This is a genomic window from Pandoraea aquatica (assembly GCF_902459565.1).
Lineage (GTDB): Bacteria > Pseudomonadota > Gammaproteobacteria > Burkholderiales > Burkholderiaceae > Pandoraea > Pandoraea aquatica.
This window is the reverse complement of sequence record NZ_CABPSN010000009.1, coordinates 231,953-244,118: the sequence shown is the minus strand read 5'-3', so window position 1 is coordinate 244,118 and position 12,166 is coordinate 231,953. Positions and strand designations below refer to the sequence as shown.

Annotated in this window: 12 protein-coding genes; all 12 read left to right on the top strand. The window is 60.3% G+C overall.

Annotated elements, in window-relative coordinates:
- Positions 1–960 precede the first annotated feature (960 nt).
- The 12 genes from mnmG to atpA all read left to right on the top strand — a co-directional run bounded on the left by mnmG (position 961) and on the right by atpA (position 12,097).
- On the top strand, positions 961–2,943 hold the full coding sequence (mnmG, locus tag PAQ31011_RS23595) for a tRNA uridine-5-carboxymethylaminomethyl(34) synthesis enzyme MnmG (protein WP_150578090.1): 1,983 nt from the start codon (positions 961–963) through the stop codon (positions 2,941–2,943).
- Between the two features lie 12 nt (positions 2,944–2,955).
- Positions 2,956–3,633: a 16S rRNA (guanine(527)-N(7))-methyltransferase RsmG gene (gene rsmG, locus PAQ31011_RS23590; protein WP_150578089.1), complete on the top strand. Its 678-nt coding sequence runs from the start codon at positions 2,956–2,958 to the stop codon at positions 3,631–3,633.
- On the top strand, positions 3,630–4,214 hold the full coding sequence (locus tag PAQ31011_RS23585) for a lipocalin family protein (RefSeq protein ID WP_150578088.1): 585 nt from the start codon (positions 3,630–3,632) through the stop codon (positions 4,212–4,214). Before rsmG ends, PAQ31011_RS23585 begins: the two co-directional genes overlap by 4 nt.
- A gap of 201 nt (positions 4,215–4,415) precedes the next feature.
- The gene (locus PAQ31011_RS23580; RefSeq protein WP_046290214.1) at positions 4,416–5,186 is read left to right on the top strand and encodes a ParA family protein; all 771 of its coding nucleotides are present in this window, start codon (positions 4,416–4,418) and stop codon (positions 5,184–5,186) included.
- A 27-nt stretch (positions 5,187–5,213) separates the two neighbouring features.
- Positions 5,214–6,113 carry a ParB/RepB/Spo0J family partition protein gene (locus PAQ31011_RS23575; protein ID WP_150578087.1) on the top strand — a complete coding sequence of 300 codons (900 nt, stop codon included), beginning with the start codon at positions 5,214–5,216 and terminating at the stop codon, positions 6,111–6,113.
- Positions 6,114–6,239: 126 nt separating this feature from the next.
- The gene (locus PAQ31011_RS23570; protein ID WP_174990248.1) at positions 6,240–7,370 is read left to right on the top strand and encodes an SLC13 family permease; all 1,131 of its coding nucleotides are present in this window, start codon (positions 6,240–6,242) and stop codon (positions 7,368–7,370) included.
- A gap of 243 nt (positions 7,371–7,613) precedes the next feature.
- Entirely contained in the window at positions 7,614–8,114 is a 501-nt protein-coding gene (locus tag PAQ31011_RS23565) for an ATP synthase subunit I (RefSeq protein ID WP_150578086.1), read from the top strand.
- A 69-nt stretch (positions 8,115–8,183) separates the two neighbouring features.
- The gene (atpB, locus tag PAQ31011_RS23560; RefSeq protein WP_150578085.1) at positions 8,184–9,032 is read left to right on the top strand and encodes a F0F1 ATP synthase subunit A; all 849 of its coding nucleotides are present in this window, start codon (positions 8,184–8,186) and stop codon (positions 9,030–9,032) included.
- A gap of 83 nt (positions 9,033–9,115) precedes the next feature.
- Complete coding sequence (atpE, locus tag PAQ31011_RS23555; RefSeq protein WP_010807762.1) at positions 9,116–9,382, top strand: F0F1 ATP synthase subunit C; 267 nt, start codon at positions 9,116–9,118, stop codon at positions 9,380–9,382.
- 124 nt (positions 9,383–9,506) lie between these two features.
- Complete coding sequence (locus tag PAQ31011_RS23550) at positions 9,507–9,977, top strand: F0F1 ATP synthase subunit B (protein ID WP_039394107.1); 471 nt, start codon at positions 9,507–9,509, stop codon at positions 9,975–9,977.
- Between the two features lie 2 nt (positions 9,978–9,979).
- A complete protein-coding gene (locus PAQ31011_RS23545; protein ID WP_150578084.1) occupies positions 9,980–10,510 on the top strand; it encodes a F0F1 ATP synthase subunit delta in 531 nt (176 codons plus the stop codon).
- A gap of 45 nt (positions 10,511–10,555) precedes the next feature.
- Positions 10,556–12,097, top strand: a complete 1,542-nt coding sequence (atpA, locus tag PAQ31011_RS23540; protein ID WP_150578083.1) for a F0F1 ATP synthase subunit alpha — start codon at positions 10,556–10,558, stop codon at positions 12,095–12,097.
- Positions 12,098–12,166: the final 69 nt, after the last annotated feature.

The following is a 12,166-nucleotide window of genomic DNA, read 5'->3' as shown; positions in this document are numbered from 1 at the left end:
AGCATCGGAATTCGTCTGAGTGAGATGTCTCTACGGGAGAGTGGTGTTTCACGTGAAACCAATGCGATCCAAAGGCCGGCACCTTAGGGCGAGAAGTGAGAGCAGTGGACAGCCGTTTCGCTCGCCACGAATGTCAAACATGTTTCACGTGAAACCGCACGCACATCCTCGGGTGATTGGTCCCGGGCAATTGAGTAGTGGGGATCGGGGGCACTCTGGCGAAGCGACTTTCAGGTGGAGCACAGCCGAGTGCCTCCGATCCCCACTGCCCGGAAGCTTGCGAGGACGACGCGATGTTGGCACCGAGTGGTCTTAGCGTGCCACGGCGGGGCATTCGTGCGAGAGAGGGCGGGGCGTTCGCCGAGAAATAGAAGCTCTTTGGGGTGGTGTGCGTTGGCCGTCACGGTCTCATCTCAATGTTTCACGTGAAACGGATGCGCCAGTCTTCGATAGCCCACCGTTTTATCCGAACAAGGACGTGTAGTTAGGCCATTCGATTGGCAGACCAGGGGCAATCATGTTTCACGTGAAACAGACATCGCAAGCATTGATGGGCGGTTGGTCCTGGGCAATTGAGTGGTGGGGATTGTGGGCACTCTGGCGAAGCGACTTTCAAGTGGAGCACAGCCGAGTGCCCACAATCCCCACTGCCCGGATGTTTGAGAGGGCTGTGAGGTGGTTGCACCGAAGGGTTTCCGCCTGAAGATGAGAGGCAACATCTGACTTCTACGGCAAGAAACCAATGCGGGCGTAGTTCGGCACATCCTCTGAAACACGACCGATGCCCCTGATTAGCCACCAAAACACATCAACGTTCCACGTGGAACATCCCACAAAACCGTCGCTTTCCCCTAACGTTCCACGTGAAACACGAGTGCAGTTACAAATGATGCATCGCAATACCGCTATAATTCCGCAATTACCGAATCCAGAGAGTTTGCCGTCAGCGGCAATATTGCGATGCTTTATCCGACCGAGTTTGACGTGATCGTGGTGGGTGGCGGCCATGCCGGTACCGAGGCTGCGCTCGCCTCGGCCCGCATGGGCTGTAAGACACTTCTGCTCACCCACAATATCGAGACGCTCGGCCAGATGAGCTGCAATCCCTCCATCGGTGGGATTGGCAAAGGCCACCTCGTCAAAGAGGTAGATGCGCTCGGCGGCGCCATGGCCGCCGCTACCGACGAGGGCGGTATTCAGTTTCGTATTCTGAATTCGTCCAAAGGTCCCGCTGTCCGTGCGACTCGCGCTCAGGCCGACCGGCTTCTTTACAAGCAAGCGATCCGTCATCGCCTCGAGAATCAGCCGAATTTATGGCTCTTCCAACAAGCCGTGGAAGATCTTATTGTCGAAGGTGACCGCGTTGTCGGGGCAATCACGCAAGTCGGGCTGCGCTTCCGCGCCCGTGCTGTGGTGCTCACCGCCGGGACCTTCCTCGACGGCAAGATCCACGTCGGGCTGAACAATTATGTCGGCGGGCGTGCCGGTGATCCCGCCGCAATCAGCCTTTCCGCACGGCTGAAAGAGTTGAAGTTGCCGCAAGGTCGGTTGAAGACGGGTACGCCGCCGCGTATCGACGGGCGTTCCATCGATTTTTCCGTCCTCGAAGAGCAGCCGGGTGATCTGGATCCGGTGCCGGTTTTCTCGTTCCTGGGACGCCCTGACCAGCACCCGCGCCAAGTGCCGTGCTGGGTCACGCATACCAACGAACGGACGCACGATATCATCCGTGGCGGTCTCGACCGCTCGCCGATGTACACGGGCGTCATCGAAGGTGTCGGGCCGCGCTATTGCCCGTCCATCGAAGACAAGATCCATCGCTTCGCCGATAAGACTTCGCATCAGATCTATCTCGAACCCGAAGGTCTGACGACCAACGAGTACTACCCGAACGGTATCTCCACCAGCCTGCCTTTCGATGTGCAGCTGGAACTCGTCCGCTCGATGAAGGGGATGGAGAACGCCTACATTCTGCGTCCAGGCTACGCCATCGAGTACGACTACTTCGATCCGCGTGGTCTGCGCAGTTCGCTGGAAACCCGCGTGATTTCGGGCCTGTTCTTTGCCGGACAGATCAATGGCACGACCGGCTACGAAGAAGCTGCCGCACAGGGCCTGCTCGCCGGCATCAACGCCGCGCTGCAAGTGCAGGGCCGCGAAGCCTGGTGCCCGCGTCGCGATCAGGCTTACCTCGGTGTGCTGGTCGACGACCTGATCACGCGCGGTGTGTCCGAGCCGTATCGTATGTTCACCAGCCGCGCCGAATATCGCCTGTCGCTACGTGAAGACAACGCGGATATGCGTCTGACGGAAGTGGGCCGTGAACTCGGTGTGGTCGACGATATTCGTTGGGAAGCGTTCTGCCGCAAGCGCGATGCTGTTTCACGTGAAACAGAACGTCTCAAATCGACGTGGGTGAATCCGAAGACGTTCCCGGCGGAAGATTCGGTGCCGTTGCTCGGTAAGGCGATCGATCACGAGTACTCGCTGGCCGACCTGTTGCGTCGCCCGGAAGTCGGGTACGACGCGCTGATGGCAGTGCAGGGCGGTCGACTTGCACCTGAAACCGCGCTGTCGGATGACGTGCTGCAAGCCAATCAGATTCGCGAGCAGATCGAGATTGCGGTCAAGTATCAGGGCTACATCGACCGTCAGGCCGACGAGATCGTGCGCAAGGAAGCGAACGAGAATACGGTGCTGCCCGCCAGCATCGATTACAACGACGTTCGCGGCCTGTCGATCGAGGTGCGTCAGAAGCTCAACGCGCAGCGTCCGGAAACGCTGGGTCAGGCCTCGCGCATTTCCGGTGTCACACCCGCGGCGATCTCGCTGCTCATGATCCACCTGAAGAAGGGACTCGGACGCCGCCGCGCGTCAGGGGAAGCGACGGCGGACACCGATGTTGCCAGCGATGGCGACACCGGCGGTCAGCACGCTGCCTGACGCGGAGACCTCATGACTGCTCCGCGTAATGCCGCACAAGGCGGCAACGAACTCGCTGCATTGCTGGCTGATGGCATCGAACAACTGGGTCTGACGATCAGTGCCGATCAACAGGCACGCCTGCTGGACTATCAGATGCTCCTGGCGAAGTGGAATGCTTCGCTGCAAATGACGTCGATCCGCGACCCGCGACAGATGGTCGTCAAGCATCTGCTCGATTCGCTCTCGATTCTGCCGCGACTGGATCGCGAACCGATTTCACGTGTGCTGGACGTCGGTTCCGGCGGTGGCCTGCCCGGCGTGGTGCTGGCGATCGTGCGCCCGGACTGGCAGGTGACGGTGAACGACATCGTCCACAAGAAGACCGCTTTTCTGACGCAAGCCCGTGCCACGTTCAAGCTGACCAATCTGACGGTCGTGACCGGCCGGGTGGAGTCGCTTGTCGTCGGTAAGGAAGTGCCGGCACCGTTCGACGCCATCGTCTCGCGCGCCTTCGCCGAATTGAACGATTTCGTCACGCTTGGCCGTAACTTGCTAGCCCCCGGTGGTAGCTTCTGGGCCATGAAGGGTGTGGCCGCCGAAAGCGAACTGGCGTTGCCCGACGGCTGCGAGCTGGTCGAACGGCTGGCGCTGAACGTGCCATTTCTCGACGCCGAGCGTCATTTGCTCCGCGTGAAGGTGACGGCATGACCCGAATGACACGTTGGGCCGGTGCTGTGATGGTTGGATTGTCGGTGGTGGCGGCCGTGGCCTGGGCGCAGTCCGGGCAGGAATCGCTCACGACACGCGTGCGTCCCGTGCAAAAGATCGATAAGGCGCGCTATGTCGGCACCTGGTACGAAATAGCACGCTACCCGAATTTCTTCGAGCGAAAATGTGTGTCTGATGTGACCGCAGAATACGTGGCACGTCCGGACGGCAAGATCGAAGTGACCAATAAGTGCCGAAAGGAAGATGGCACTTATGCAAGCGATACCGGGCTGGCGCGCACCGACGGGCAGGGCACCGGCACCGCACGCTTCAAAGTGACGTTCGCGCCGGACTGGTTGCGCTGGATTCCCTGGCTTTGGGCCAACTACTGGGTTATCGTGCTCGACGGTGACTATCAGTATGCCGCTGTCGGAGAGCCAAGCCGCGAGTATCTCTGGATCCTCTCGCGCTCGCCGAAAATCGACGACGACACGCTGAATCAAATGCGTGCCCAGCTCCGTAAGCAGGGTTACGACACCGACAAACTGGTGTTGACGCCGCAAAAGGCCAGTGCACCCTGAGCACGAGGTGCCGGCCTCTCCGGTACCGGCCGACATGCGGTGAATCCGCTGCATCAGGCAATAACTGCGCTTTGCTCAGATAATCGAATTAGCGGGATGCATCCGCGACGGGCAGCATGAAGCGTTCGCGCCCGGGCCTGCATCCCGGCACCATCTGCATCAATCGCATCAACACGGCAGCAATCGGAGGACTACATCGGCATGGCGAAAATTTTCTGCGTGGCCAATCAGAAGGGCGGCGTCGGCAAGACGACCACCACGGTGAACCTCGCTGCCGGACTGGCGTCGCACGGGCAGCGTGTCTTGTTGGTCGATCTGGACCCTCAGGGCAACGCGACGATGGGCAGCGGCATCGACAAAGCCGCGCTCGAGACGAGCATCTATGAAGTGCTGGTCGACGGCATCGATGTAAGCACGAGCTGCCAGCGCTCGGAGTCCGGCAACTACGATGTGGTGCCGGCGAACCGCGAACTGGCCGGTGCCGACGTGGAACTCGTCTCGCTCGAAAATCGCGATACGCGTCTGAAGCAGGCGCTGGCGAAGGTCGACGACGCTTACGATTTCGTCCTCATCGACTGCCCGCCGACGCTCTCGCTGCTCACGTTGAACGGCCTGTGCGCCGCGCACGGCGTGATCATTCCGATGCAGTGCGAATATTTCGCGCTCGAAGGGCTGTCCGATCTCGTCAACACGATCAAGCAGGTGCACGCGAATCTGAACCGCGACCTGAAGGTGATCGGCCTTCTGCGTGTGATGTTCGATCCGCGTATCACGCTTCAGCAACAAGTCTCGGAGCAGCTCAAGGAGCACTTCGGCGACAAGGTTTTCAACGCGATCATTCCGCGCAATGTGCGACTCGCCGAAGCGCCGAGTTACGGCATGCCGGGCGTCGTCTTCGATCCCGCCTCGCGCGGCGCGAAGGCGTATCTGCAATTCGGCGCGGAAATGATCGCGCGCATTCAAACTATGTAAGGCGCATTCGCGCAGGAACGCATTGTCATGGCGACCAAGACCAACGCACTGAAAAAAAAGGGCCTGGGCCGCGGCCTCGAAGCGCTGCTGGGTGCTCACGCCGATAACCACAACGGCGCGACCGAGGCGAGTGCCGAAGGCGCGCCGTCGGTGATGGCGCTCGAACGCCTTCAGGCGGGTAAGTATCAACCGCGTACACGCATGGACGAAGGCGCGCTGCAGGAGCTCGCCGCGAGCATTCGCGCGCAAGGTCTGATGCAGCCGATTCTGGTTCGTCCGGTCGATGGTGAGAAGTACGAAATTATTGCGGGCGAGCGACGTTTTCGCGCGGCGCGTCTCGCCGGTCTCGCCGAAGTGCCGGTGCTTGTGCGCGATGTCCCCGATGAAGCTGCCGCCGCCATGGCGCTCATCGAGAACATTCAGCGCGAAGATCTGAATCCGCTCGAAGAAGCGCAGGGCATTCAACGTCTGCTCGGCGAATTCAATTACACGCACGAGCAAGCTGCCGAATCGCTGGGGCGCTCGCGTAGTGCAGTGTCGAACCTGCTGCGTCTGTTGAACCTCGCGAATCCCGTGCAGACGATGCTGCTCGCTGGAGATCTCGACATGGGCCATGCGCGCGCGCTGCTCGCTGTCGACGCAGCCACGCAGATCACGCTCGCTAACCAGGTGGTGAACAAGCGCCTGTCGGTGCGCGACACGGAACGCATCGTGAACGCATCGCTCAAGCCGCAAGGCGACGGTATTCGTCGCCGCTCGGCAGAAGAGGGCGGTCGTGATGTGACGCGCCTCGAAGAGGAGCTCTCGGATCTGCTCGCGTCGAACGTCAAGATCAAGGTCGGCCGTAAAGGCGCCGGTCAGTTGACGATCGAGTTCGGCAGCCTCGATGCACTCGACGGTATCCTCGCGCGCATTCGCGCCGAGTAATTTCGGTCTCCTGACTATTCTTCCGTGAGCGATCCGTCCGGTGAGTCGTCCAGCGATGCATCTCACGATGCGTCCCGCAGAACATCACCGACACCGGAAGCGGTACCCCGCTCGGGTGACGCATCGATTGCTACGCGTATCAAACGCGCGCTGAATGCGACGTTCGAGCGGGTGCGAAGCGATTGGGTGCTGCTCATCCTCCTGATCGCTTTCGTCGTGCTTCAGATCGCGAAGCCCGCAAGTGTAAGTGAGCTGTTCGCGCGCATCGACCGGCACACGATTCTGACGCTCGCTGGTTTGCTGATGCTCACACGCGCCATCGATCAGAGCGGGTTTCTCGATTGGCTCGCACAACGATTGCTGCGCGCGTTTCGTACCGAGCGACGTCTCGCGCTGCTGATGGTCACGTTCGCTGCCGCACTCTCGACGCTGCTGACCAACGACGTCGCGCTCTTCGCCGTGGTGCCGCTCGCGCAGTCGCTCGCACGGATTGCCCCGGTGCGAATCGAGCGACTGATCATCTTCCTCGCACTGGCCGTCAACGCCGGTTCGAGCCTCACGCCGCTCGGCAATCCGCAGAACCTCTTTCTTTGGCAACACAGCGGCATGGGCTTCGGTGCCTACGTCGTCATGATGACGCCCGTGACGCTGGGGCTCATGGCCGTGTTGCTTGTCGTTTGCGCCTTCGCCTTCGATTCGCGTGCACTGCATTTTCAGCGACGCGGTCCCGCGCACGACGTGCGCTGGCCGTTGCTGTGGACCGCGCTCGCCCTGTTCGTTGCCTTTGTGGCGCTGGCCGATCATGGATTTGCCGCATGGGCATGCGCGGGCGTGGCTGCGGTGCTGCTGATCGCGCGTCGCAATGCCGTGCTCGGCATCGACTGGCTGCTGCTCGCGATCTTCGTGTTGATGTTCGTGGTGCTACGCGGTGTCGCCGGTTTGCCGGACGTTCGTACGGCGCTCGGCCATTTTGACTTCACCGGCAATGCGATGGCCTACGGCGGGGCTGCGGTGTTGTCACAATTCATCAGTAACGTGCCTGCAGCGATTCTGCTCGCCGAGTATTCGCAGAACTGGCCCGCGCTGGCGCATGGCGTGGCGGTCGGTGGCTTCGGACTCGCCGTGGGGTCGTTGGCGAACCTGATTGCATTGCGCATGGCGAAATCGCAGAAGATCTGGTGGCACTTTCATTACCTTTCGATTCCGTTTTATCTAGTGGCACTCCTGATTGGCTTTGCTGCTCTGAAATGGGTCTGAACGCGCACGGAACGTAGCCCAGCTGCGGGGAATGTGCGGCGTTTGCGCGTAATGCCGCGCTGCACCATGAGGAAAATTGCACTCCGTGAGAGTTGCCGCCAAATCGAAGCATGCACTGTGCAGTTTCGGCGAATTTGTTGCGCGTTTAGATTGACTGGCCTTCGTAATTTCCCGTAAAATCTCGCGGGTTTAACTGCTTGAAGAGCCCATTCGTTTGCACGAGTCGGGCGGGGAGGCTACGAGATGACCGATCAAAACCGGTCGAACTTGGAACCGAAACCGCAAGCGCCGGCGCATGCAACAGAGGCTTGGGACGACGAGCAGGAGCAAGAAACTATCGTTCCGCTCACGCGTGCGCAGGCCGAGCGCCTGTTCGGTCCCGATGTGGGGCGCGCATCCCGTGTGACTCCATTCAGGGTGGTGGGAGCCCAGGTGCTGTTGTCGCTGATAGCGACACTGGCCTGGTGGTTGCTCTCGGCATCGCCACGAGACGCGGCGGTGTCTGCATGGCTGGGCGGAATGATTGGATGGATACCGGGTGCATTGTTTGCGCTGCGGTTAAGAATGTCAGGTGATCGCCTCTCCGTCGGTTCGTTAGTGATGGGAGAAGCGGTCAAGGTAGTCACGACGATCGCGTTGTTGGTGGCAGTAGCGTTCGGTTACCCCGGTGTGCATTGGGTAGCGTTCCTGGTCACCTTTGTGCTGACGCTCAAGGCCTATTGGCTGGCGATGGCACTGAAGTAGCGGTGAGAAACCGCTCACGCGTCGACACGCTACCGTGTGCGGATTTTCATAATTGGGTGTTTGATCGCTATGTCAGTAGAAGCCGGCCACGCTCCGAACCCGTCGGAGTACATTTCGCACCACCTGCAGAACCTTGCGAGCTCGACTCAGACTAGCATCGTCGATTTCTCGATCATCAACTGGGACACCATGTTCTGGTCGATCGCGATGGGCGTTCTGGGCTGCTTCATTCTGTGGATGGCCGCACGCAAGGCAACCTCGGGTGTGCCGGGCCGTTTCCAGGCTGCGGTCGAAATGCTCGTCGAGATGGTCGAAGATCAGTCGAAGAGCATCGTGCACGGCAATCGTGCCTTCATCGCACCGCTCGCGCTGACCGTGTTCGTCTGGGTCGCGCTCATGAACTCGCTGGACTTGCTGCCGGTCGATCTGCCGTCGAAGGTGATCGGCTGGGTCGGTCTGGATTCCATCATCACGCATCACCGCATCGTTCCGACGGCCGACCTTAACGGCACGCTCGGTATTGCGGTCGGCGTGCTCATTCTGATGCTGTACTACAGCTTCAAGATCAAGGGCGCCGGCGGCTTCATGCACGAGCTGTTCACCGCACCGTTCGGTAACCACTTCCTCCTGTGGATCCCGAACCTGCTGCTCAACATCATCGAATTCTGTGCCAAGACCGTGTCGCTCGGTATGCGACTGTTCGGCAATATGTACGCCGGCGAACTGGTGTTCCTGCTGATCGCTCTGTTGGGCGGTATCTGGAGCTTTGGCGCAGATGCGTCGGTGCTGGGTTTTGTCGGTCACGTCATTGCCGGCACCGCATGGGCGATTTTCCACATCCTGATCGTGTTGCTCCAGGCGTTCATCATGATGATGCTGACGCTGGTGTATATCGGCCAGGCGCACGACCATCACTGATCGGTCGATGCGGTAGTTACGAGTTTTCCAAGTTTAGTTTTTCAAATTTTCAAGTTTTAAGTCTCTATCCATAAGGAGTAATCATGCAAGCTTTCATCGCCAACATCCAGGGTCTGACCGCTATCGGTATCGGCATCATCATCGGTCTGGGTGCTATCGGTGCCTGCCTGGGTATCGCACTGATGGGCGGCAAGTACATCGAAGCATGCGCACGTCAGCCTGAACTGATGAACCCGCTGCAAACGAAGATGTTCCTGCTGGCCGGCCTGATCGACGCTGCATTCCTGATCGGCGTGGGCGTTGCCATGCTGTTCGCCTTCGCGAACCCGCTGCTGTCGAAGCTCGCTTAAGTTACTTTCGGCCGGTCGCGCATGACCCGCGCGGCCAACTGGACATGAACGGCGCGCCCAAGCCAGCAGGCACAATGGGGCGCGCTGTTTTGCCAATCGACTCGCATCACCGAAAGGAAACACCGTGAACATTAACGCAACTCTGTTCGCGCAAACCGTCGTGTTTCTGATCCTGGCGTGGTTCACGATGAAGTTCGTGTGGCCGCCGCTGATCAAGGCTATCGACGAACGCGCGAAGAAAATTGCTGACGGTCTGGCCGCTGCCGATAAGGGCAAGGCTGAACTGGAAGCCGCCAACAAGCGCTCCACGCAAGCCCTCGCGGAAGCCCGCGACGAAGGCGCGAAGCGTATTGCCGACGCCGAGAAGCGCGCTCAGGCCGTGGCCGAAGAGATCAAGACGCAGGCGCAAGCCGAAGCGGCTCGTATCATCGCCAACGCCAAAGCAGAAGCCGAGAATCAGGCCGTCAAGGTCCGTGAATCGCTGCGCGAAGACGTGGCTGGTCTGGCAGTGAAGGGCGCCGAGCAGATCCTGAAGCGTGAAGTCGACGCCAAGGCACACGCCGACCTGCTGAACCAACTCAAGGCAGAGCTCTGATCATGGCCGAACTCGCAACCATCGCTCGTCCGTATGCCGAAGCGTTGTTCCGCGTGGCCAAGTCCGGCGATCTGAATCGCTGGGCGCAGCTCGTGCGTGAACTGTCGCAAGTGGCAGCGCTGCCCGAAGTGGCCAACCTGGCCGACGATCCGAAAGTGACGCCGTCGCAAGTTGTCGACGTGCTGACCACCGCCGTGAAATCGACCGACGCCGAAGTGCGTAACTTCGTCGCCGCTGTGGTCGAAAACGGTCGTCTGGTTGCCATGCCGGAAATCGCCGAACAGTTCGAAGCGTTGAAGAACGCTGCTGCCGGTTCGGCAGACGCCACGATCGAAAGCGCCTTCCCGCTCGAAGGCGAGCAATTGACCTCGCTGGTCAAGGGCCTCGAGCACAAGTTCGGCTGCAAGCTCAACCCGAGCGTGACGGTAGACCCGTCGCTCATCGGCGGCGTGCGTGTGGTGGTTGGCGACGAGGTGCTGGACACTTCGGTGCGCGCCCGCCTGGCGGCTATGCGGACGTCGCTGACGGCTTGAGGCCGGCGCGAAACGCCTGCGAAGAATTGAATATCAGGAGCACATATGCAACTCAATCCCTCTGAAATCAGCGAACTGATCAAGAGCCGGATTCAAGGTCTCGATAGCGGCGCCGAAGTCCGTAACGAAGGCACCGTGATCTCGGTGACTGACGGCATCTGCCGCATCCACGGCCTGTCGGACGTGATGCAGGGCGAAATGCTCGAATTCCCGGGCAATACGTTCGGTCTGGCACTGAACCTCGAGCGCGACTCCGTCGGCGCCGTGATTCTGGGCGAATACGAGCACATCTCGGAAGGCGACACCGTCAAGTGCACGGGCCGCATTCTGGAAGTGCCGGTCGGCCCGGAACTGAAGGGCCGCGTCGTTGACGCACTGGGCCTGCCGATCGACGGCAAGGGTCCGATCAATGCGAAGGAAACCGACGCAATCGAAAAGATTGCCCCGGGCGTGATCTGGCGTAAGTCGGTCTCGCAACCGCTGCAAACCGGTACGAAGGCTATCGACGCCATGGTGCCGATCGGCCGCGGCCAGCGTGAGCTGATCATTGGTGACCGTCAGACGGGTAAGACCGCTGTCGCCATCGACACGATCATTTCGCAGAAGGGCAAGGGCGTGACCTGCGTCTACGTCGCGATCGGCCAGAAGGCTTCGTCGATCATGAACGTGGTGCGCAAGCTCGAAGAGCACGGCGCGATGGAGTACACGATCATCGTGACCGCCACCGCTTCGGATTCGGCCGCCATGCAGTTCATCGCACCGTACTCCGGTTGCACGATGGGCGAATACTTCCGTGATCGCGGCGAAGACGCGCTGATCATTTATGACGACTTGACCAAGCAAGCCTGGGCCTATCGTCAGATCTCGCTGTTGCTGCGCCGCCCGCCGGGCCGCGAAGCTTACCCGGGTGACGTGTTCTATCTCCACTCGCGTCTGCTTGAGCGTGCTGCCCGCGTCTCGGAAGAGTACGTCGAGAAGTTCACGAACGGCGCAGTCAAGGGCCAGAGCGGCTCGCTGACGGCACTGCCGATCATTGAAACGCAAGCCGGTGACGTGACCGCATTCGTTCCGACGAACGTGATCTCGATTACCGACGGCCAGATCTTCCTGGAAACCGACCTGTTCAACGCCGGTATCCGCCCCGCAATCAACGCCGGTATCTCGGTGTCGCGTGTGGGTGGTGCTGCTCAGACGAAGGTCATCAAGAAGCTGTCGGGCGGTATCCGTACCGACCTCGCACAGTACCGTGAGCTGGCTGCGTTCGCGCAGTTCGCTTCGGACCTGGACGAAGCTACCCGCAAGCAGCTCGAGCGCGGCCGCCGCGTGACGGAACTGCTCAAGCAGCCGCAATACGCGCCGCTGCAAGTGTGGGAACTGGCTGTGTCGCTGTTCGCCGCCAACAACGGCTATCTGGACGATCTCGATATCGCTCAGGTTCTGCCGTTCGAAAAGGGTCTGCGCGAAGTTCTGAAGACGAGCCATGGCGCGCTCATCGGCCGTATCGAAGAGACCAAAGATCTCTCGAAGGACGACGACGCTGCTCTGCACGCTGCGATCAAGGACTTCAAGAAGACCGGCGCTTACTAATCCGGTTGAATCGGCAACTATTCAACGGACCCGGGAAGGCGCGATGTTCAGGCAGCAACGAACGTCGCG